Origin of the sequence: Symbioplanes lichenis, assembly GCF_030709675.1 — a bacterium.
Taxonomy (GTDB): domain Bacteria; phylum Actinomycetota; class Actinomycetes; order Mycobacteriales; family Micromonosporaceae; genus Actinoplanes; species Actinoplanes lichenis.
The window spans coordinates 69,096-91,067 of the sequence record NZ_JAUZQD010000020.1 but is presented as its reverse complement, the minus strand read 5'-3'; the positions used below and the strand labels follow the sequence as shown (position 1 = coordinate 91,067).

Below are 21,972 nucleotides of genomic sequence, written 5' to 3'. Positions count from 1 at the left end.
AGTTATGCGAATCCTTGTCACCGGCGCCACGGGTTACATCGGCGGCCGGCTCGTGCCCCGGCTGCTCGACGCCGGCCACGAGGTGCGCGCCCTGTCCCGCAGTGCCGCGCGGCTGCGGGACGTACCGTGGGCGAAGCGGGTCGAGATCGTCGAGGGTGACCTGACCGACCCCGAGTCCCTGCGTCCCGCGCTGAACGGAGTGGACGCCGCGTATTTCCTGGTCCACTCGCTGGGGCAGGGTGACTTCGAGCGCCGGGACCGCGAGGCCGCGCGGAATTTCGCCCGGGCAGCCGCGGACGCCGACACAAAAAGGATCGTCTATCTGGGCGGCCCCGAGGTCCCGGCGAGCGAGAGGCCATCGGCCCATCTGCGGTCCCGGGCCGAGGTCGGCCGCATCCTGCTCGACAGCGGCGTGCCGACCGTCGTGCTGCGCGCCCCGGTGATCATCGGCTCCGGCTCGGCCTCCTTCGAGATGTTGCGCCACCTGACCGAGCGCCTGCCGGTCATGGTCACCCCGCGGTGGGTACGCAACCGCATCCAGCCCATCGCCGTCCGCGACGTGCTCCGCTACCTGGTCGCCGCGGCCGGCCTGCCCCCGGAGGTCAACCGCGGCTTCGACATCGGCGGGCCGGACGTGCTGACCTACGGCGAGATGATGCAGCGGTACGCCCGGGTGGCCGGCCTCCGCCGCCGCGTGATCGTCCCGCTGCGCCCGCTGAGCCCGTGGCTGTCGGCGCACTGGGTCGGCGCGATCACCCCAGTGCCCAACAGCATCGCCCGGCCGCTCGTGGGCAGCCTGATCCACGAGGCCGTGGCCCACGAGCACGACATCGCCGAGTACGTCCCCGACGACCACCCGGTCGGCTTCGACGAGTCGGTCCGGCTGGCGCTCGCCAAGATCCGTGACGCCGACGTGGAGACCCGCTGGTCCAACGCCTCGGGCCGGGACGCGGACGCCGAGCCGCTGCCCAGCGACCCGGGCTGGTCCGGCGGCACGATCTACCGCGACGAGCGCTGCATCGAGGTGAACGCCCCGGTGGCCGCGCTGTGGCGGGTCATCGAGGGCGTCGGCGGGGAGAACGGCTGGTACTCGTTCCCGCTCGCCTGGTCGGTCCGCGGCTGGCTGGACCGGCTGGTGGGCGGGGTCGGCCTGCGCCGGGGCCGCCGCGACCGGGAGCATCTCTACGTCGGCGAGGCGCTCGACTGGTGGCGCGTCGAGGAGATCAAGCCCGGCGAGCTGCTGCGGTTGCGCGCGGAGATGAAGGTGCCGGGCCGCGCCTGGCTCGACATGTACGCCGAACCGGGGCCGGACGGCACGAGCGTCTACCGCCAGCGGGCGCTCTTCGTGCCCCGGGGGCTGGGCGGGCACGCGTACTGGGCGAGCGTCGTGCCCTTCCACGCGTTCATCTTCAAGGGCATGGCCCGCAACATCGCCCGCCGGGCCGCTAAGACGCCGCCGCCCGGGACAGCCGATCCCGTACGGCCAGCCACTCCTCCGTCTCCGGCGGCGCCTGCACGATGATCGTGGCGACCCCGCGGTCGTCCAGCCGGTGCAGCGCCGCGTAGAGATCAGCCGCGTACTCCCGGGGATCGGCGCTCAGCACCTCGGCCCCCGGCCGGTCGACGTAGGTCAGCACTCCGGCATTGTCGGGAACATCCGAAATTTCCGGGGTCAACACCAGCCGCGCGCGTGGCGCGTAATGCCGCTTGCTCATCCCCGGCGAGGGCCGCGCCGATCCGTCGGCCACGTCATCGGGAAGCTGCAATTTACCCGTTACGTCACGAATGTCCCGCAACGGCAGCGCGCCCGGCCGGAGCAGACGCGGCACAGCACCGGTCACGTCCACCACCGTCGACTCGATCCCCCAGGAGGCCGGGCCCCCGTCGAGGACCAGCGGCACGTCGGGAAGGCTGCGCATGACATGCGAGGCGGTCGTCGGGGAGATGCTCTCCGACTTGTTCGCGCTCGGAGCGGCCAGCGGGATCCCGGCAGCTTCCAGGAGCTTGAGGGCCACCTCGTGCGCGGGGATCCGGATCGCGATCGTCCCGCCGGTTTTCGCGCCGACCTCGGGCACATGGTCGGCGCGGCGGACGACAAGCGTCAGCGGGCCCGGCCAGAAGCGCGCGGCCAGCTCGTCGGCCACGGCGGGCCAAGACGCGGCCAGCTTGCGGGCGGCGGGGACGTCGGCGACGTGGACGATCAGCGGGTTCCACGAGGGGCGGTTCTTCAGGCGGTAGATCTCCGCCACGGCGGCTTCCGAGAAGGCGTCGGCGCCCAAGCCGTACACAGTCTCGGTGGGAAAGGCGACCACCGAGCCGGCGCGCAGCAACTCAGCCGCCCGGCGCAGGCCATCGGCGTCAGGGAGGACGATCACGCGGACCTCGGCGCTCCCGGCAGCAGCGCGTCGACCACCGCGTAGACCGACTCGTCGATGTCGTCCGCGACGCGCTGGAACGTCTGGTCGCCCCGGCCCCACGGGTCGTCGAGGTCGTCACCGGGCATGGGCTCGTCGGCCCCCCGGCGCTCGGCCGCGGCCGCGACGACGGCGGCCGCCCGTACGCCGAAGGTCTGCCCGTCGGTCCCGGCCGGCGGCAGCTTCGCGGGGTCGAGCTCGCGCAGCAGCCGCGCGAAGTGGGTGAGCACGAACGTGCGGCCGACCGCGTCCGGCACGAGCGAGTGCACGTAGTCGGCCTGGTCGGCGGTGGCCGTGAGGATGAGATCCGCCTCGGCCAGCTGGGCGCCGGTGAGCTTGCGGGCGGCGAACCCGTCGGGGCTGCCCCCGCGCAGCCGGATCTGCCGCGCGGCGGGCGGGTTCATCTCCTCGCCCTCGTGCCAGCCGCCGGTGCCGGCGCTCCGGCTGACCAGCAGCTCGCCGACCGGGACGTCGGGGGCCAGCTTGGCCAGGCGCTGCTTCGCCGCGAGCACGAGGAGCCGCTCGGCCATGGGCGAGCGGCAGATGTTGCCCATGCACACGTGCAGCACGGTGAACGCCATCTCAGGACCCCGCGGCCACGATGTCCGGCACGACGTCGCGCAGCTTCTCCAGCGGGATCGCCCCGGCCCGCAGCACCTGCGGGACCTCGCCGGTCACGTCGACGATCGTGCTGGGCGCCGGGTCGTGGGCCTCGCCGGCCTCCAGGTAGATGCGGACGGCATATTCCAGCTGGTCGCGGGCCTCCTCGGCGGTGACCGGCGCGGCCTGCCCGGCCTTGTTGGCCGAGGTGACGGCCATCGGGCCGACCTCGCGCAGCACCTCGAGGGCGACCGGGTGCAGCGGCATCCGGACGGCGACCTGGCCGCCGGTGTCGCCCAGGTCCCACTGCAGGCTGGGCGAGTGCTCGACGATGATGGTCAGCGCGCCCGGCCAGAACGCGTCGGCCAGCTCGCGCGCCGCCTTGGGCAGCGAATAGACCAGGCCGTCGAGGGTGTGCCGGGAGCCGACGAGCACCGGCGGCGGCACCCGCCGGTCGACGCCGCGGGCGGTCTGCAGCGCGGAGACGGCGTGCGCGGTGAACGCGTCGGCGCCCACGCCATAGACGGTGTCGGTCGGCATGACGACGAGCTCGCCGCTCTTGACCGCCTCGACGGCTGCGGCCACGCCGCGATCGCGCTCTGCCACGGACCGGCAGTCGTAGAGCATCACGAGATGCAGTCTGCCACGGCAGTCGCGAATCGAGGGCGGCCGGTCAGGTCGGGACGCGCGGTCACGCCGGTGAATCGCCCGTCCGCCCGCAGCAGCTCCGGCACCACGGAACCGTGCACGTCATCGTGCTCGATGCCGACCACGCCGCCCGGGCGCAGCAGCGCGGCGGCGAGCCGGATCACCGGCCGGATCACGCTCAGGCCGTCGAGACCACCGAACACCGCTTCCGCCGGGTCGTGGTCGGCCACTTCCGGGGGTACGGGCGTCCCGGCCGGCACGTACGGCGGGTTGCACAGCACCACGTCCACCCGGCCGCGCAGCCCCGGGAGCAGGTCAGGGTCGGTGACATCGCCGGGCTCCACGCGTACGGACGGGAAGTCCGCCGCATTGCGCCGCAGAAAGCGCAACGCGTCCGCCGACCGCTCCACCGCGACGACCAGCCCGGGCTCCGCCTCGTCCGCCACCGACAGCGCGATCGCCCCGCTGCCGCTGCACAGGTCGACGACCGTCGCGCCGGGGGCGGTGTGCTCGATCCCCCAGCCGGCCAGCAGCTCGGTCTCCGGCCGCGGGACGAACACCCCGTCGCCGACGGCCAGCTCGAGATGCCGGAACGCCGCCGTGCCGAGCAGATGCTGCAGCGGTACGCGTTCCGCCCGTCGCGCCACGAGCTCGCGCAGCCGGCCCGCCTCGTCGCCCCGCACGGTGTCGACGAGCATGAGCCACCCCCGGCCGACTCCCAGCACGTGGGCGGCGAGGAGCTCGGCGTCCACTCTCGGGGACGCGACCCCCGCGGCGGCGAGTTCCTTCGCCGCCGCGACCAGCACGGGGGCCAGCCGCGTGCGGTCCGTCGGATCCGAGGGGTGTTCATGCGCGTCTGTCACGGCATAATCATGGAACGCCGTCTCGCGGCGACGGCCTGCCGGGTCGTCGGGGCGGGCCGGGGGTGCGGTGACCCGCGTCGGCAGGAGGGGCCTGAATGGCCGTGGCGGTCTCATGACCTGGTTGGACCAGCTTCCCGACAGCGTCGACGACCTGCGCCGGGCCGGCGAGCTCCAGCAGGGCGGCCGCTCGGCGGAGGCGCTCCCGATCCTCGACAAGGTCCTCGAGGCCACCACCGACCCGCTGACCCGGGCCTACGCGCTGGTCCAGCGGTTCGGGGCGCTCATCAACCTGGGCCGCGTGGCCGAGTTCGCGTCGGCCATGACGCTGGCGTCCAACGCCGTGCACGAGACCATGGACCCCTATCTGCGGGGCCAGATGCACGCCTTCGCCGCGCTCGGCGCCCACCTGCAGAGCGCGCTCGACCGCGGCGTCACGCACCTGGTCCAGGCCTCCCGGGCGCTGGCGGCGGTGCCGGACGGCGACACCGAGACCGCGTGGGGCTGGCACGACCTGGCCATGGCGTACTCGTACCTGGGCTTTCACGGGCACGCGCTGACCGCCATCGAGCAGGCCCGCCAGGTCGGCGCCGCGGCCGGGATGGCGCCGGAGCTCTTCGCCGCGCCCGGCATCCGGCTGCGCAACGCGGTCGCCCTCGACCACCAGGGCGACACCGACGGCTGCCTGCGGGTGCTGCGCGACATCGACGCCGAGCTGACCCGCTATGTCGCGACGGGCGCCGACTCGCGGCTGCGGCCGAGCACGTTCCCCGTCTTCGGCTATGCGCTGGCCCGGCGGGCGGCCCTGGGCGAGAGCACGAACACCGACGTCTTCCCGCTGCTCAACACCGGCGGTGACAGTGTGCGCTCGCGCGATCTGCGGCACCTGGGCAGCGTCTGCCTCGACATCGCGGCCGGCCGGCCGACGCGGGCGCTGCGCAAGCTGGACGCCGTACCCGTCTCGCCGGAGATCCTCGGCCCGGCCGAGCCCGCCCGGTTGCGCAGCATCTGCTACGCCGTGGCGGGCGAGCACGAGGCCGCCCACGCCGCCGACCGCTATGCCTTCCGCCTCGCCGCCCAGCGCATCGACCGCCTGCGCGAGGGCTATCTCGACGGGGTGGCCGCCCGGCTGGACGCGCAGGAGACCCACCGCGATCCGGGCCGCTACGGCGACGAGACGCTCACCGACCCGCTCACCGGCCTGCCCAACCGGCGCCAGCTCGAGCGGTACGTCTCCGCGATGCTGGCCCGCGGCGAACGCGCGGCCATCGGGGTGTGCGACCTGATCGGCTTCACCGCGGTCAACGCCCGCCACGGCCGGCACTGCGGCGACCTCGTCCTGCAGCGCATAGCCGGCGTGCTGAACAGGGTGATGCGCCGCGGCGACTTCGTGGCCCGGTTCGCCGGCGACGAGTTCGTGGTGGTGCTGCCCGGCGCCGGCCCGGCCCAGGCCCTCGAGGTCTCCCGCCGGATCAGCGCCGCCGCCGCCGGGGAGAACTGGCAGGTGCTCGTGCCCGGCACCCCCATCGGGCTCGCGGCCGGCTGGGCCGAGGTGGGGCCCGATCAGCGCAACCTCAGCACGGCCCTGGCCGCGGCGGCCGCCAACCGGACCCCGGCCTAGCCGCGGAGAACCTAAGCTCTCGCCGTGGCGGTCATCGAGCTGGGGCTGGTCACCGGGGACGAGGAGGAGCCGCCTCCGCCGCGCCGGCGCCCCGGCCTGCCCCGCGGCGAGCTGCGGACGGTCCTGGCGGCCCTTGTCGCGCTCGGCTGCCTGCTCGGGGTCACCGCCTCGATCCCGCCGGGCGGGGAGCCGGTGCGCACGCTGTGGAGCATCCCGTTCCGGAACGAGGGCAACACCTTCCTGCTCTCCGGCGACGCGGCGTTCGTGCTGCTGTCCGATACCGAGCTGACCGCGTACGACCTCGGCTCGGGCGCCGCCCGCTGGACCCTGCACGCGCCGGACGGCGGGCTGTGGCCGGCCGTCGTGACTCCCGGGCTGCTGCTGGTCTCCTGGTCGGTCCCCGACCGGAGCGCCACCTCGCTGATCAACGAGACCAGCGCGGTCGACCCGGTCACCGGGCGCACGCTGTGGCGCCGGCCCGGCCAGAACGCCGGTCTCGTCGGCGGCAACGTCCTGCTCACCGACTGGTCCGACGAGATCGGCGGGGCGCGCGGCTTCGAACTGGTCCGGGCCTCCGACGGCGGCACGGTGTGGAAGCGGGACGCACCCGCGGGGGGCTGGCGCGACGTCGTCTCCGCGCCCGGCGGCGAGTACGTCGCCACCTCCACGAACACCGGGCAAGTCGACCTGCTCGCCGGCGCCGACGGCCGGCACCTCGCGCGCGTCACCGTGCCGTGGACCCGGGTGGGCCTGCTGGGCAACTCGTTCCAGGGCTACTCCGGGCTCCGGCTCACCGCCGACGGGCTCTTCGTGGAGAACGTCGGCCGCGACTTCCAGCGCACCACCCACTACGCGCTCCCCGGGCTGCGCCAGACCTGGGACGTCCGGACGCCGCAGGCCGGCGGGAGCATCGACTGCGGGCCGGTGCTGTGCGTCTTCCAGACGTACGGGATGAACGCGTACGACATGGCGACCGGCGACCTGCGCTGGCAGCGCCCCGGGGTGACCACCGCGGCCCCGCTGGGCGACGGGCGCATCGTGGTCGACGGCACCACCGACTCCGACCCGTCGACCCAGCACTACTTCCTGGACGCCGCGACCGGCCGGGTGCTGGTGGCCTCGGGCAAGGCCCAGCCCATCTACGACTGGCGCTCCGGCGGCGCCACCACCTGGCTGACGTCCGCCACCGCCGACCCGCCCCGGCGGACCGCGATCGCCGAGCTGACCGGCACCACGGTCGTCATGCGCGGCAGCGTGCCCGAGGTGCTGCGCGACAGCTGCCACAGCCAGGATGACGTGATCGCCTGCGCCACCCCCGACGGCCGCCTCGAAGTGCTCAAAATAGGTCCGTGACCTAGGCTTCCGCCATGCCGGTCATCGAGCTCGGGCAATTGGGCGCGGAGGACGAGACGCCCGTCGCGCCGCGCCGGCGACGGCGGCTGACCACCGGGGTGCGCGGGCTGCTCGCCGCCGCGCTGGCCGTCGCGGTCCTGGCCGTCGTCACGGCGTCGGGCCCGCCGCGCGAGCCCGCGATCGGCCCGCTGTGGCGCCTGCCCGGCAACGACGCCTCCGCCGTCCGGCTGCTGCTCGGCGACGCGCTGTACGTGCTGCGGGCCCGGCACCTGACCGCGTACGACGCCCGCACCGGCCGGATCCGGTGGCAGGCGACGCAACCCGACGAGCGCATGTGGCTGATCCCGTCCGCGCCCGGAGTGCTGCTGGTCGCCACCACCGGTGCGCCGCGCTCGGAGGACCCGGACGCCTTCGAGTACGCCCGGGCCACCATCGCCCTGGACACCGCCACGGGCCGGCAGCTGTGGCGGCAACCCGGCGAGGCGAGCTATCAGCCGTACGAAGGCCGGACGCTGCTGCTCGAACGGACGCCGGACGGACAGGCCGTCGCCGCGGTGCGCAGTGCGGCGGTCGGCGACGGCCGGCTCCTGTGGTCCCGCACGGCCCCCACGAGCACCGGCTGGCCCGTCGTGTTCGTCGACAGCCCCGTCTCGGACCGCGTGGTCACGATGACCGGCGAGGGCAGCGCGGAGATCCTCGACAGCGCGGACGGCCACGTGGTGAGCCGGGGGCAACTTCCGTGGCGGCCGGTCCGCGACAACGACACGCTGCTCAACATCCTCATCGTGGGGCACACGGTGCTCGTCGCCGCCCGCGCCGCCGACGGGCCGCACGCCTGGGCGTACGACACGGAGACGCTGCGACAGACGTGGACCACGCGCCTCACCGGGTCGCTGACCGGTTGCGCGCCCGCGGTCTGCGTCTACGACCTGCAGGAGACCATCGGGGTCGATCCGCGTACGGGCAATCAGCTGTGGCGGCGGTCCGGGACGACCAACCCGCTCTCCTTCGCCGACACCCTGGTCCTGGCCGACCAGGACAACGCGGCGCCGCGGGTGCTGCTCGACTCGCGGACCGGTCGGGAGATCGCGGAGCTGCGCTCGGCCACCACGATCACCCTCGACCCCGCCGACGGGATTCCCTATCTGATCGAGTCGGCCGACATCACCGCGCCGGCCGTCGTGACCCGGGTCGACCCAGCCACCGGGCAGCGCCATGTCCTCGGCCGGATCGGGACGGTCGTGCCGGACTCCTGCCGCACGGAGGGCCCGCTGATGACCTGCCAGTCGCCGACCGAGCTGCTGATCCTCGCACCCGGCGAGCTGCGCGCCGGCTGATCACTTGCGGCCCAGCTCGGTCTCGCCGCCGAGGCGGGCGGCGCGGTCGGCCTCGGCCAGCGCGTCCAGCACGCCGTCGAGCTCGCCGCCGAGGACCAGATCGAGGTTGTACGCGGTGTAGCCGATGCGGTGGTCGCTGATGCGGTTCTGCGGGAAGTTGTACGTGCGGATCCGCTCCGAGCGGTCCACCGTACGCACCTGCAGCTTGCGGGCGTCCGAAGCGGCGGCGTCGGCCTGCTCCTGCGCGATCGCCAGCAGCCGGGAGCGCAGAATGCGCATGGCCGACTCGCGGTTCTGCAGCTGGCTCTTCTCGTTCTGGCAGCTCACCACCGTGCCGGTGGGCAGGTGCGTGATCCGCACGGCCGAGTCGGTGGTGTTGACCGACTGCCCGCCGGGACCCGACGACCGGAACACGTCCACCCGGATGTCGCCCGGGTCGATCTGCACGTCGACCTCCTCCGCCTCGGGCAGCACCAGCACGCCCGCGGCCGAGGTGTGGATCCGGCCCTGCGACTCGGTGACGGGCACCCGCTGCACCCGGTGCACGCCGCCCTCCCACTTCATCCGGGACCAGACACCGTGGCCGCCCTCCGGCACGCCCTTCGTCTTGACGGCGACCGAGACGTCCTTGACGCCACCCAGGTCGGAGTCCTGTGCGTCGATGACCTCGACGACCCAGCCGCGGCGCTCGGCATAGCGGGTGTACATCCGCAGCAGGTCGCCCGCGAACAGCGCCGACTCCTGCCCGCCCTCGCCCGCCTTGATCTCGACGATCACGTCCTTGGCGTCGTGCGGGTCGCGCGGGATCAACATCTCGGCGAGCTTCTCCTCCAGCGGCGGCAGCGCGCCGGCGACCGCCTCGACCTCACCGGAGAACGACGGGTCCTCGGCCGCGAGCTCCTTGGCGGCGGCCAGGTCGGCCCGCGCGGCCTCGAGCTCGTTGTGGGCGGCGACCAGGGGGGCCAGCTCGGCGAAGCGGCGCCCGACCCGGCGCACCAGGGCCTGGTCGGAGTGGATGGAGGGGTCCTCCATCTGCTTCTCGAGCCGCGCGTACTCGTCCAGCAGCGTGCTCAACCGGTCGTTGCTCACCGTCGTCCTGCCCCTCGGCCCGTGTCTCTCGCAACCCTGCGTCGCGGGCCCGTCCCGCCCCGCCGGCGGGCCACCCGGCCCGGCGTCGTGCCCACCGCGACGCGGCGCCGCTCTCCTGCGCCGTGCCCATTCGCTCGCGTGGCGCCGCTTTCCCGGCGGCGCGACGGTTTACGTGTGTCGAACCGCACTGCGGCTTTCCCGGCGGCGCGACGGTTTACGTGTGCCGAACCGCACCGCGGCCCGAACATGCCAACGGCGCCCGCCCCCGCGCGAGCGGGAACCGGGCGCCGTGGAGGCAGTTACTTCTTCTTGCCGGCGTTGACCTTGGCGTACTTCGCCTGGAACTTGGCGACCCGGCCCGCGGTGTCCAGCACGCGCTGCTTGCCCGTGTAGAACGGGTGGCACGCGCTGCAGGTCTCGACGCGGATCTCGCCGCCCTTGGCGGTGCTGCGGGTCGTGAAAGTGCTGCCGCAGGAGCAGACGACCTCGGTCGACGTGTACTCCGGGTGGATGCCGCTCTTCATGTGTGCTCGGTCCCTCTCGATGATCGGGTCGCCGGGTCGCCCGCGCTGCCGCGGAACGGGAACCGGAACCTCTGCTGGCCGATGAACCAGTCTGCCATGCCCTGGCCCCTGGAAAGAAATCAGGAGGCGTCAACCGGTCCGTGATCGATAACGTGAGCCGCCCTCGAACCATTCCCGCAGGAAGGGAAAGTCCCATGACGCTGCTCGCCGACGTCCTCGACCCCGCCGCACTGGCGGAGGCCGTGCGCACCGGACACGTGCGGACGCAGCGTCACCCCAGCCGGCCGTACGTGATCCACAACTACACCGAGGCGTGTCAGTACGTGGGCGCCTGGACGCCGGTGACGCTCGCCTGCCGGGGGCTGATCACGCACGCCGGCACGGGCGAGGTGCTGGCCCGGCCCTTCGCGAAGTTCTTCAACGTGTCCGAGCCGCAGGCGCCCGTGCTCGACCCCGCGACGAAGGTCACCGTGACCGACAAGTCGGACGGGTCGCTCGGGATCATCTGGCCCGACGAGGACGGCTGGGCGGTGGCGACGCGCGGCTCGTTCGCGTCGGACCAGGCGCGGCACGCCACGCGGGTGCTGCGGACGCGCTATCCGGACTTCGTGCCGCCGGCCGGGCGTACGGTCCTCGTGGAGATCATCTACCCGGAGAACCGGATCGTGCTCGACTACGCGGGGCTGGACGACCTGGTGCTGCTCGGATCGGTCGACATCGCCACCGGGCGCACCGGCGGGCCGGAGTCGGTGCCCACTTGGACGGGCCCGGTCGTCGAGTCGTTCGGCTACGCGACGCTGGCGGACGCCCTCGCCGCTCCGGCGCGTCCGGGACGGGAGGGACTTGTGGTGCACTTCCCGGACGAGGACATCCGGGTGAAGATCAAGTACGCGGACTACGTACGGCTGCACCGGCTCGTGTTCGGGCTCAGCGCCCGTACCGTGTGGGAGGTCCTGGTCTCCGGGGGCGACCTGGACGCGCTGACGGCACCCCTGCCCGACGAGTTCCACGCGTGGGTCCGCACCGTCGCGACGGAGCTCACCGGGTCCGTCGAGGCGGCCCGGCAGGACGTCGAGCGGGAGTTCGCGGCGATCACGGCGCGGCTGCCGGAGGGCTGGGGACGGCGGGAGTTCGCCGCGCTGGCCGTCCGGAGCCCGCGCCGGGGCTCGCTGTTCCTCCGGCTCGACGGCAAGGACTACACCCCCGGCCTGTGGGACGCCGTGCGCCCGCCGGCCACGAAGATTGCTGACTCATGACCAGACTTCTCATCACGCGGGGGCTGCCCGCCTCGGGCAAGACCACCTTCGCCCGCAAGCTGCAGCCGCAGGTCGTCCGGGTCAACCGCGACGACCTGCGGCGGATGCTGCACGGGCAGCGCCTCTACACCCAGCACGCCGAGGCGCAGGTCACGCACGCCCAGCGGGCCGCCGTCGAGGCGCTGCTGCGCGCCCGCTCGGACGTGATCGTCGACGACACCAACCTGCGGGCCAAGACCGTGCGCGAGTGGGCCGAGCTGGCGGCGCGCTTCCACGCGCAGTTCGAGGTGCACGACTTCACCGACGTGCCCGTGGACGAGTGCGTCCGGCGCGACGCCGCCCGGGACGCCGGCGACCAGGTCGGCGAGGGCGTGATCCGGCGGATGCACGACCGCTATCTGGCGGGCAAGCGACTGCCACTGCCGATTCCGTACGTCGACCCGGGCGGCCCGGGCCACGTCTACGAACCCGACCTCTCACTGCCACCCGTCGTGCTGGTGGACATCGACGGGACCGTGGCCCTGATGGGGGCGCGCAGCCCCTTCGACTGGTCGCGCGTCGGCGAGGATTCCCCCAATCCGGCCGTCATCGCGGCGGTACGGGCGATGCACGCCGCGGGCCACGCGATCGTCTTCTGCTCGGGGCGCGACGAGGTGTGCCGTACGGAAACGGAGGCCTGGCTGGATCTTTACGTCGATGTGCCGTACGAAGGACTCTTCATGCGGCCCGCCGGCGACTCCCGCAAGGATGCGATCGTGAAGCGGGAGATCTTCGACACGGAGATCCGCGACCGCTGGCGTGTCGTCGGTGTCTTCGACGACCGTCAGCAGGTGGTGCGCATGTGGCGCGCGCTGGGACTCACGGTGTTCCAGGTGGCGGAGGGGGACTTCTGATGAGCGGGCAGGCGGTCAAGTATCCGCGGACCTTCCACCTGCCCGACTCCCCCGGCGCCACCGCGGACGACCGGATCCAGCCGGACCTGACCTGGCTCGACGGCGAACTCGTCGTGACGGAGAAGCTCGACGGCGGCAACCTCACCTTCACCCGCGATGCCATGTACGGCCGGTCGCCCGACTCCGGCACCCAGCCCTGGGACACCCCGGCCAAGGCGCTGTGGGCCATGACGTCCTACCGCATCCCCGACGAGTGGCGCGTGTGCGGCGAGTCGATGTGGGCGCGGCGCAGCATCCCGTACACGGACCTGCCCGGCGTCTTCATCGTCTTCGGCATCTGGGACGAGACCGACACCCTGCTCGGCTGGGACGACACCGTCGACTGGGCCCAGCGCCTCGAACTGCCGGTCGTGCCGGTCCTCTACCGCGGCGGCAGCCTGAGCGAGGCCCGCGCGGCGTGGGCGCGCCGCCACACCCCCGAAACCTCCGAGGGCTTCGTGGTCCGTTCCGCCGGCCGCATCCCGGCGGCCGAGTTCCCCCTCAAGCTCCTCAAGTGGGTACGCCCGGACCACGTCCGCACCGACGACACCTGGCGCCATCGCGACGACTTCCCGGTCAACGGCTTCGCCTGAGATCTCCGTCTTCTCAATTCGCCGTCGCTCAAAGAATCGGCGACGTTGACGGCGTGGTTTCCGCGAACCCGGGAGTCAGCAGCCGAGGGCACCAGGTTTCGCGTCGCGCGGATATGGCTCGGCCCTTACCTGCGACCGGACAGCGAGAAGGGCAGCCACCCCGCGGTGACTGCCCTTCTGCCGGGCCGACCGGCGACTACTCGCCGGGCGTGCTCTTGGCGATCTGCATCAGGAACTCGATGTTCGTCCGGCTCTGCTTGAGCCGGTCGAGCAGCAGGTCCAGCGCGGCGCCCGACTCCAGGGAGCTGAGCACCTTGCGGAGCTTGTGCACGACCGCCAGCTCCTCCTTGCCGAGCAGGATCTCTTCCTTGCGCGTGCCGGAGGGGTGGGTGTCGATGGCCGGGAAGACGCGCTTGTCGGCGATCTTCCGGTCGAGCTTGAGCTCGGCGTTGCCGGTGCCCTTGAACTCCTCGAAGATGACCGTGTCCATCATCGAGCCGGTCTCCACCAGCGCCGTGGCGATGATGGTGAGCGAGCCGCCGTTCTCGATGTTGCGGGCCGCGCCGAGGAAGCGCTTGGGCGGGTAGAGCGCAGTCGAGTCGATACCGCCGGACATGATGCGTCCGGAGGCCGGCGCCGCCAGGTTGTAGGAGCGGCCGAGGCGGGTGACCGAGTCGAGCAGGACGACGACGTCGTGACCCAGCTCGACCAGCCGCTTGGCCCGCTCGATGGCGAGCTCGGCGACCGTGGTGTGGTCCTGCGGCGGCCGGTCGAACGTGGCCGCGATGACCTCGCCCTTGACCGAGCGCTGCATGTCGGTGACCTCTTCGGGCCGCTCGTCGACCAGCACGACCATCAGGTGGCACTCGGGGTTGTTGTGGGTGATCGCGTTGGCGATCGCCTGCAGCACCATCGTCTTGCCGGCCTTGGGCGGCGAGACGATCAGGGCCCGCTGGCCCTTGCCGATGGGCATCACCAGGTCGATGACGCGCGTGGTCAGGATGTGCGGCTCGGTCTCCAGCCGCAGGCGCTCCTGCGGGTAGAGCGGGGTGAGCTTGTAGAACTCGGGGCGCCGGCGGGCCTCGTCGGGCTCCATCCCGTTGATGGTGTCGAGGCGGACCAGCGGGTTGTACTTGTCGCGGCGCTGGTCGCCACTGGCACCCTCGCGGGGCGCGGAGCGCACGGCCCCGGTGACGGCGTCGCCGCGGCGCAGGCCGTGCTTCTTGACCTGCGACATCGACACGTAGACGTCGTTGGGGCCGGACAGGTAGCCGGTCGTGCGGACGAACGCGTAGTTGTCGAGGACGTCCAGGATGCCGGCGACCGGCACGAGAACCTCGTCCTCGGCGACGTGCGGCTCGCGGCCCTCGCGACTGTCGCGGCCACCGCCCTCGCCGTCGCGGTCACGGCCCCGGCGGCGGTCGCGGAAGCGGCTGCGCCGGCTGCGGCGGCCGCCCTCACCACCGTCGTTGTCGTCGTCGTCGTGGGCGTCGTTGCGCGGGCCCCGGTCGTTGCGGTCACCGCGGTCGTTGCGGTCGCGATCGTTGCGGTCGCGGTCACGGTCGCCGCGATCGTTGCGGTCGCGGTCGCCGCCCTCGCCCCGCTGCTGGTTGCGCTGGCGGTCGCGGTTGCGCTCGCCGCGCTCGGGACGGTCGCCCCGGTCGCCGCGGTCAGTCCGCTCGGTGTCGCCCTCGGTGCGGGTCTCGGCCCGAGGCTCGCCCTGGTCACGGGGCTCGCGCTCGGCGCGCTCGGACCGCTCCTGACCCTGGCGCTCGCGGCGGCTGCGACGGCCCTGCTCGGGCTGCTGACCCTGCTCGGTCGCGGGGGCGGTCGCCGCGGGGGCGCTCTGCGCGGCCGCGGGCGTCTCCTGCGCGACGGGCTGCGACGCGGAAACCTGCGGGGCCGAAGCTTGCGGAGCCGAGACCTGCGGAGCCGAGGTCTGCGGAGCCGAGGTCTGCGGAGCCGAGACCTGCGGAGCGGCCTCGGTGGCCGGCTCGGCGGCCGCGGCGGCGCTGCTCCGGCGGGGGCGGGGCGCGGCCTCGGCGGCCGGGGCGGCGGACCCGCCGCCACCGTTCTGACGCTCCGTGATGGCGGTGATCAGCTCGCCCTTGCGCATCCGGGCGGTGCCGGAGATGCCGAGGGAGGCCGCGAGGCTCTGCAGCTCGGGCAGCAGCATGGCGGAGAGCCCGGTGCCGCCACGGCGGCGCTTGGTGACAGCAGTGGTGGTGCCGTCAGCAGCGACGTCAGAAACACCCGACGTCACGTCGGTGGTGTCGCTCAATGGATTCCTTCCGTCGAAAAAACCAAGTCCACCCGGGTCTGCAGCCTGGTGGCCGGGTGCCCTCGGACCCCGCTTCGCATGTGCGGTGCGGGAGTTTTGCAGCACGGCAGCTCGACGGTCTCCCGCCCCGTCGGACAATGACGGGTAGGTCTCGGCGAGTGCAGCGACCTGGAGACCTGCTGACCGGCGTGTGCCTGATGAGAAATGAGACGAGCCGGATCGGCATGAGTCTCGGGGTGCGCGCCGGACCGCAGAGATCGCTTGCTTCGCGGCTGTGCTAGGTCTTGAGCGTAGTCAACTCGTGCGACCTGCGGCAACAGTGTCCCGCTCGGCGTGTTCCACCATACTCCCTCACGCAAGGGCTCCGGCGCTGTCCACCCCCAACGTTTCGGCGCGCCACGTGATTCCGGGGTGGAAATCGCCCGGGACCGGCCCGAATGCCAGCACGGTGGGCCCGGCCCCGCTGACCACGGCCGGCACGCCGACCGAGCGGAGCGAGGCGACCAGGGAGGCCGTACCCGGCATGCTCTCGGCCCGATAGCCCTGGTGCAGGCGGTCCTCGGTCGCGGTGAGCAGCAGCCCGGGGTCGTGCTGGAGGGCGTGCACCAGCAGCGCGGCGCGACTCGTGTTGAACACGGCGTCCGCGTGCGGCACGCTCGGCGGCAGGGCGGCGCGGGCCGTGGAGGTCAGGCCGCGCTCCTGCGGGACGAAAAGCGTCGGGCGTAGGGAATCGGACACCGGCAGCCGCACGGCGCGCGCGCCGCCCGCCTCGGTCCAGGCGATCGTGAAGCCGCCGAGCAGGCAGGGAGCGACGTTGTCGGGGTGCCCCTCGAGGCGGCCGGCGATGCGCAGCGCGTCCTCGTCGCTGATCTTGGTCGTCGCGAGCGCCCGGGCGAGTTGCACGCCGCCCACGATCGCCGCGGACGACGAGCCCAGGCCGCGGGCCTGCGGGATGCGGTTGACGCACTCCACGGCCACCCCGGCGGGCCGGCCGCCCAGCTCGTCGAAGGTCGCCAGCATCGCCCGTACGACCAGGTGCGACTCGTCGGCAGGCAGGTCACCCGCGCCCTCGCCGGTGACCGAGACCGTGAAGCCGTCCCCGGTGACCCGGGCGGTCAGATCGTCGTGAAGAGTGAGCGCGAGGCCCAGCGAGTCGAAGCCCGGCCCCAGGTTGGCGCTGGTCGCCGGGGTCCGCACGTGCACCGGCTGGGAGGCGAAGGTCAGGCCCATGCGCCGACTCTAGTGGTCGATCATCGGCCGGTCGGCGGGTACGGTCGCCGCCATGAGCGTCGGATACGTCCTCTCGATCATGGTCGGCCTGCTGCCCGAGGCGGGGGTCCTGCTGGCCGGCTCAATCCTCGTGGCCCGCACCCGGGGCCGCCTGGGCCGGCGCAGCACTACGTTGGCCCAGCTGGGGCTCGGCGCGCTCGCCGCCGGGCTGGTCCTCAGCTTCCTCTGGTCGCTGCTGATCCCGACGCTGGTTGGCGGCGCGGCGGTGTCGGCCTCGGTCTGGCAGCTGCTCAACCTGCTCGTCGGCCTGATCCGCACCGTGTTCTCGGCCGGTGGCATCGCGCTGCTGCTCGGCGCCCTGCTGACCCGCTCCCCCGACGGGCGCGGGCTGGCCGACCGGGCGCCGGGTGGCTTCCTGGGTACGCCCCAAGAGCCCGTGCGCTGAAAAAACCCCAAAAGCCCGTGCGTTGAAAAAGGCCGAAGAGCCCGTGCGCCGAGCGAAGCCGGGCACACCGCGGGAGCCGGTGTGCCGAGCCGGCTTGTCCTCAGTCGCGGCGCCGGCCGTCTCCACACCCGGCGCCGTTCCCGATCATCCAGTGGTCAGACGCGCGCGGAAGGTTGCTCCGTCAGCGACAGCTTGCGCGTGGCGATCCGCCAGCCGATCGCGTACACGACGGTGACCAGGCCGCACGCGACGAGCACGATCCGCTTGTCGACGTGGTCGACGACGGCCGCCACGCCGAGCTGGCTGACGGCGATCGCCAGCGTGGCCAGCATGAGGTCGGTGGCGAAGACCCGCCCCCGGAGCCGGTCGGGCACCTCGCCCTGCAACGCGTAGTTGCTCAGGACCCAGTTGCTGCCGCCCGCGAAGTGCGCGACGAAGACCAGCACCAGGACGAGCGGGAACCACGGGGCGAAGGCGACGCCGATGTAGCCGAGGCCGTACAGGATCATGGAAAGCGCGAGGCCGGGCAGCAGCCAGGCCCGATGCCGCAGGACCGGGCGCAGCACCAGCGGGCCGATCAGCGCGCCGGCTCCGCGGACGGCGAAGAGCAGGCCCGCGCCCAGGGCGCCGACGCCGTACATGGTGGCCAGCAGGGGGAAGACGGTGAGCACGCCGTTGCCGAGGCCGACCGCCGACTTGACCGTGACGAGGGCGCCGAGCCGCGGCCGCGCCCCGATGTAGCGCAGGGCCTCGAGCATGGCGTGCCAGCTGCGGACCGGGGTGGCGTCCGGGTCCCGCGGCGCCTGCAGCGGGCGGCGGATGAGCATGGTCACGACCGCGGCCACGAACAGGCTCGCGGCGGCGACGCCGAAGCTGACGTACGGGCCCGCGGCGCTGCTCACGATCCCGCCGAGCGACGCGCCGACGATCGTCATCGTGCCCCACGCGGAGCCGGCGACGGTGTTCGCGGCGGCGAGGTCCTCGGGGTCGACGACGTTCGGCAGGGCCGCGGAGGCCGCCGGGGAGTAGAACGCCTTGGCCACGGCCACCGCCCCGATCGCCACCAGGGCCAGGGGCGCGGTCGCGGCTGAACGTACGGTGAAAAGCAGAAGAACAGCCACGAAGGCCGCGAGGTTGGCGGCGATCAGGATCTTGCGGCGGTCCAGCCGGTCGGCGACGACCCCGGTGTACGGCAGGAGCAGCGCATTGATGCCCGTGTCGGCGGCCAGGACGAGGGCGCCCCAGACGCCGCTGCCGGTGAGCTCGGGCAGCAGCACGAGCAGCGGCACCATGACGAACCAGTCGGCGCCGAAGACGACCAGCTCAGCGGCGAAGAGGCGCCGGAAGTCACGATTGCGGGTAAGGACCGAAAACGGGGTGGGCACGTACGCACACAGTACCGGCCGCCTCCGCGGGTGCGGGGGCGGCCGGTTTGCTGCTCGATGCCCCGATCAGCCCTCGGTCTGCGGGCGCTTCGGCATCTTCAGGACCTCGAACTGGTCCGTGTAGCCCCGCAGTGCTCCCGGCGCCTCCTCGGAGCGCACCGGTGCCTCGTGCGCTCCGCCGGCGGCGTCCGGCACCGGGTCCGGCCCGGGCTCCGGGTCCGGCTCGGCCGCGGCGTGCCGTGGCGACGGCTGCACGCCGGCCTTGCGGGCGCGGCGACGGTCCCGCTTCTCGCGCCGGCTGATCTTGGTGTTCTCGACCATCGTGTAGAGGGCCGGGACCAGCACCAGGGTCAGCAGCGTCGAGCTGACCAGGCCGCCGATGACCACGACGGCCAGCGGCTGCGAGATGAAGCCGCCCTCGCCGGTGAGGCCGAGCGCCATCGGGATCAGCGCGAAGATGGTCGCGATCGCCGTCATGAGGATCGGGCGCAGACGGTGCCGCCCGCCCTCGACGACCGCCTCCCGCACGCCGAGACCGGCCGCACGGTAGTGGTTGATGAGGTCCATGAGCACGATCGCGTTGGTGACCACGATGCCAACGAGCATCAGGACACCGATCAATGCCGGTACGCCCAGCGGGGTCCCCGTGGCCAGCAGCAGCGCGATGGCGCCGGTCGCCGCGAACGGGATCGAGATGAGCAGCAGCAGCGGCTGGAGCAGGCTGCGGAACGTGGCCACCATGATCACGAAGACGATCGCGATGGCGGCGAGAACCGCGAGCCCCAGGTCGGCGAACGCGTCGGCCTGGTCCTGGCTGACCCCGCCGATGGAGTACGAAGCCCCGGCCGGGAGGGTCAGCTCGTCGAGCCGCTGCGTCAGGTCGGTCGTGACCGCACCGACGTTGGAGCCGGTGGCCGTGCCGTTGACCGTGACGCTGCGGTTGCCGTCGATCCGGGTGACCTCCTCGGGCCCGGCGACCTCCTTGACGTCGGCGACCTGGTCGAGGGGCACGCGCTGCCCGCTCGGCGTGGTGATCGGCAGGGCGCGCAGGGCCGCGGCGCTGGACGGCGGGGCGCCGAACGTGACGACCACGTCCTCGCTGGAGCCGTCGACCGTGATCTGCCCGGCCGGCGCGGAGCGGAACGCCCCGGCGACGGCCTGGCCGACGGCGGCCTCGGTGAGCCCGCGCTGGGCGGCGGCGGCCCGGTCGACCTGCACGTCGAGGCGGGGCACGCTGGCGGCCAGGGACGAGCTGACGTCGGTGACATTTTCCGTGCCGGCCATGGCGTCCTGCACCAGCTTGGTCGCCGCCTGCAGGGCTTCCTGCTCGTTCGCCTGGACGACGACGGAGAGCTGGCTGCCGTCGAACCCGGTGCCGCTGTCGCCGCCGACCGTGACCTCACCGACGTCCGTCAGGCCCTTGAGCTCGTCGCGCAGCTCGTCGGAGACCTTGACCGAGTCGACGTCGGACTTGAGCGCCACGTTGAAGCTGGCGCCGCTGGCCCCGCCCGAGCCCGCGAACGGGTTGAACTCGCCGGAGCCGACCGTCACCTGGTAGGTCTCGACGTCGTCGCGGCCCGCGAGCACCGCCTCGACCTTCTTGGCGGCGGCGTCGGTCGCGGCCAGGCTCGTGCCGACCGGCAGGTCCTGACTGATCGTGATCGTGTCCTGGCCGGACTGGTCGATGAAGTTCGTCTCCAGCCGGCTGGCCAGCCCGAGCGTGCCGATCAGCACGACGACGCCGATCGCCACGGTCGCCCAGCGGGTGCCCCGGCTCTTGGTGACCCAGCGGATGATCGGGAGGTAGCCGCGCTGCAGCGGGCTGCGCAGCTCCTTCTCCTCGGCGGCCTTGCGCACGGCCTCCGACTCGGCGCCACCCGCGGCGGGCCGCAGGAACCAGTACGCCAGCACGGGCACCACGGTCAGCGACACGAACAGCGACGCGACCAGTGCCACGGTCACGGTGATCGCGAACGGCGAGAACAGCTGCCCGACGAACCCGCCGACCAGCGCGATCGGCGCGAACACGGCCACCGTGGTCAGCGTCGAGGCGGTGACCGCCCCGGCCACCTCCCGCACGCCGGCCATGACCGCGTGCACCTTCTCCTCGCCGTACCCGAGGTGGCGCTTGATGTTCTCCAGCACCACGATCGAGTCGTCGACCACGCGGCCGACGGCGATGGTCAGCGCGCCCAGGGTGAGCAGGTTGAGCGAGTAGTCGCCGATCCAGAGGCTGATCAGCGCGATCAGCACGGACAGCGGGATCGACACCGCCGTCACGAGCGTCGAGCGCACGGACAGCAGGAAGATCAGGATGACGATGACGGCCATCACGAGGCCGAGCAGGCCCTCGGTGGTCAGGCTCTCGATCGACCGCTCGACGAAGGGCGCCTGGTCGGTGATGACCGTGAGCTTGGTGTCCGAGGCGCTCTGCAGGTCGGTCAGCTTGTCGCGCACCTCGTGCGAGATGGCCACCGGGTTGCCGTCGGGCTTGGCGGTGACCGCGACGCCGAGGCTCTCCACCCCGTCGGTGCGCGTGAACGAGGTCGCCGTCGACTCCTGCGTGGTCACCGAGGCGACGTCGCCGAGCTTGGTCGAGCCGTTGAGATAGAGGCCCTTGAGCTGGTCGACCGACGTGATCGGGGAGCCGACCTGGACGCTCAGCGTGCGGTCGCCCTCGGTGAGCGCGCCGGCCGGGACCGAGATGCCGTTGCTCTGCAGCAGCGTGGTGATGGCCTGCGGGCTCGCCCCGGACGCCGCCAGCTTGGCCAGGTCGGGCTTGATGACGACCTGCCGCGTACGCGTGCCGGTGATCTGGACGTCGCGGACGCCCTCGATGTTCTTGAGCTCGGGCACCACGGTGGTGTCGAGCCGGTTGGCCAGGTCGTTCTGGTCCGACCCGCCGGACGCGGCCAGGATGATGGCCGGGATGTCGTCCGTGCTGCCGGCGAAGACCGTCGGCTCCACGTTGTCGGGCAGCTGCGACTGGATCCGGTTGATCGACGTGGTCAGCTGGTTGACCGCGTTGTCGATGTCGGTGCCGAACTCGAACGTCACCTGGATCGTCGCCGAGCCCTCCCGGGTCGTCGACTGCACCGAGTCGAGCCCGTCGGCCCCCTGGACGGCCTGCTCGATCGGCTCGGTGACCTGCTCCTCCATGATCTCCGGGGAGGCACCGGGCAGCGAGGCCCCGATGAAGGCGCCCGGGAACTCCAGCGAGGGCAGGAGCTGCTGCTTCAGGGACGGGATGGCGTAGACACCGAAACCGGTGATCACCACGGCTATGAGGGCCACCAGCCCCCGGTTCGCGAGACTGAGCCTCGTCAGAAACGACATGTGCTCCCCCGGAAAAGTTCGGTCAAGACATATAGTTTGCCCGACGCGAACAAATTCTTTTTGCCCGG

General features: G+C 72.7%; 18 protein-coding genes. 8 read left to right on the top strand and 10 right to left on the bottom strand.

The genetic code is table 11. The features are described from left to right. The first annotated feature begins 4 nt into the window (after positions 1-4). The gene (locus tag RAN62_RS37080) at positions 5-1,522 is read left to right on the top strand and encodes an SDR family oxidoreductase (protein WP_305789543.1); all 1,518 of its coding nucleotides are present in this window, start codon (positions 5-7) and stop codon (positions 1,520-1,522) included. On the opposite strand, the gene RAN62_RS37075 is transcribed toward RAN62_RS37080, so the two are convergent. Genes RAN62_RS37075 through prmC form a run of 4 tightly spaced genes read right to left on the bottom strand, consistent with a single transcriptional unit; the run spans position 1,446 to position 4,525 of the window. Further along, positions 1,446-2,375 (bottom strand): L-threonylcarbamoyladenylate synthase, encoded by a 930-nt coding sequence (locus RAN62_RS37075; protein ID WP_305789542.1) that lies wholly within the window; start codon positions 2,373-2,375, stop codon positions 1,446-1,448. The two genes, RAN62_RS37080 and RAN62_RS37075, sit on opposite strands and share 77 nt — an antisense overlap. Beyond that, positions 2,372-2,995, bottom strand: coding sequence for an arsenate reductase/protein-tyrosine-phosphatase family protein (locus RAN62_RS37070; protein ID WP_305789541.1), 624 nt, complete (start codon positions 2,993-2,995; stop codon positions 2,372-2,374). The genes RAN62_RS37075 and RAN62_RS37070 overlap by 4 nt, the downstream gene beginning before the upstream one ends. Position 2,996: 1 nt before the next feature. Beyond that, positions 2,997-3,641 carry an L-threonylcarbamoyladenylate synthase gene (locus RAN62_RS37065; RefSeq protein WP_305789561.1) on the bottom strand — a complete coding sequence of 215 codons (645 nt, stop codon included), beginning with the start codon at positions 3,639-3,641 and terminating at the stop codon, positions 2,997-2,999. Next, on the bottom strand, positions 3,641-4,525 hold the full coding sequence (gene prmC, locus RAN62_RS37060) for a peptide chain release factor N(5)-glutamine methyltransferase (RefSeq protein ID WP_305789540.1): 885 nt from the start codon (positions 4,523-4,525) through the stop codon (positions 3,641-3,643). Before prmC ends, RAN62_RS37065 begins: the two co-directional genes overlap by 1 nt. Before the next feature lie 112 nt (positions 4,526-4,637). Between prmC and RAN62_RS37055 the strand changes: the two genes are divergently transcribed. From RAN62_RS37055 to RAN62_RS37045, 3 genes are read left to right on the top strand one after another with little or no spacing between them, the layout of a single operon-like run. Continuing rightward, positions 4,638-6,143, top strand: a complete 1,506-nt coding sequence (locus tag RAN62_RS37055) for a GGDEF domain-containing protein (protein ID WP_305789539.1) — start codon at positions 4,638-4,640, stop codon at positions 6,141-6,143. A gap of 24 nt (positions 6,144-6,167) precedes the next feature. Beyond that, a complete protein-coding gene (locus RAN62_RS37050; RefSeq protein WP_305789538.1) occupies positions 6,168-7,496 on the top strand; it encodes a PQQ-binding-like beta-propeller repeat protein in 1,329 nt (442 codons plus the stop codon). Positions 7,497-7,510: 14 nt separating this feature from the next. Further along, positions 7,511-8,833, top strand: a complete 1,323-nt coding sequence (locus RAN62_RS37045; protein ID WP_305789537.1) for an outer membrane protein assembly factor BamB family protein — start codon at positions 7,511-7,513, stop codon at positions 8,831-8,833. Here RAN62_RS37045 and prfA read toward each other — a convergent pair whose 3' ends face one another. Both prfA and rpmE read right to left on the bottom strand, forming a co-directional pair. Next, a complete protein-coding gene (gene prfA, locus RAN62_RS37040) occupies positions 8,834-9,922 on the bottom strand; it encodes a peptide chain release factor 1 (protein WP_305789536.1) in 1,089 nt (362 codons plus the stop codon). Between the two features lie 299 nt (positions 9,923-10,221). Then, a complete protein-coding gene (gene rpmE, locus RAN62_RS37035) occupies positions 10,222-10,446 on the bottom strand; it encodes a 50S ribosomal protein L31 (RefSeq protein WP_305789535.1) in 225 nt (74 codons plus the stop codon). Between the two features lie 194 nt (positions 10,447-10,640). Between rpmE and RAN62_RS37030 the strand changes: the two genes are divergently transcribed. From RAN62_RS37030 to RAN62_RS37020, 3 genes are read left to right on the top strand one after another with little or no spacing between them, the layout of a single operon-like run. Further along, entirely contained in the window at positions 10,641-11,702 is a 1,062-nt protein-coding gene (locus RAN62_RS37030; RefSeq protein ID WP_305789534.1) for an RNA ligase, read from the top strand. Next, positions 11,699-12,595 carry a phosphatase domain-containing protein gene (locus tag RAN62_RS37025; RefSeq protein WP_305789533.1) on the top strand — a complete coding sequence of 299 codons (897 nt, stop codon included), beginning with the start codon at positions 11,699-11,701 and terminating at the stop codon, positions 12,593-12,595. Before RAN62_RS37030 ends, RAN62_RS37025 begins: the two co-directional genes overlap by 4 nt. After that, complete coding sequence (locus tag RAN62_RS37020; RefSeq protein ID WP_305789532.1) at positions 12,595-13,227, top strand: RNA ligase family protein; 633 nt, start codon at positions 12,595-12,597, stop codon at positions 13,225-13,227. The genes RAN62_RS37025 and RAN62_RS37020 overlap by 1 nt, the downstream gene beginning before the upstream one ends. Positions 13,228-13,423: 196 nt before the next feature. Here RAN62_RS37020 and rho read toward each other — a convergent pair whose 3' ends face one another. Then, on the bottom strand, positions 13,424-15,508 hold the full coding sequence (gene rho, locus RAN62_RS37015; RefSeq protein WP_305789531.1) for a transcription termination factor Rho: 2,085 nt from the start codon (positions 15,506-15,508) through the stop codon (positions 13,424-13,426). 351 nt (positions 15,509-15,859) lie between these two features. Further along, positions 15,860-16,738, bottom strand: a complete 879-nt coding sequence (gene thrB / locus RAN62_RS37010) for a homoserine kinase (protein ID WP_305789530.1) — start codon at positions 16,736-16,738, stop codon at positions 15,860-15,862. 52 nt (positions 16,739-16,790) lie between these two features. Between thrB and RAN62_RS37005 the strand changes: the two genes are divergently transcribed. Then, a complete protein-coding gene (locus tag RAN62_RS37005) occupies positions 16,791-17,183 on the top strand; it encodes a hypothetical protein (RefSeq protein WP_305789529.1) in 393 nt (130 codons plus the stop codon). Between the two features lie 155 nt (positions 17,184-17,338). Here the strand turns inward: RAN62_RS37005 and RAN62_RS37000 are convergent, their stop codons facing one another. Then, on the bottom strand, positions 17,339-18,568 hold the full coding sequence (locus RAN62_RS37000; RefSeq protein ID WP_305789528.1) for an MFS transporter: 1,230 nt from the start codon (positions 18,566-18,568) through the stop codon (positions 17,339-17,341). A 66-nt stretch (positions 18,569-18,634) separates the two neighbouring features. Continuing rightward, positions 18,635-21,904 carry an efflux RND transporter permease subunit gene (locus RAN62_RS36995; RefSeq protein WP_305789527.1) on the bottom strand — a complete coding sequence of 1,090 codons (3,270 nt, stop codon included), beginning with the start codon at positions 21,902-21,904 and terminating at the stop codon, positions 18,635-18,637. Positions 21,905-21,972: the final 68 nt, after the last annotated feature.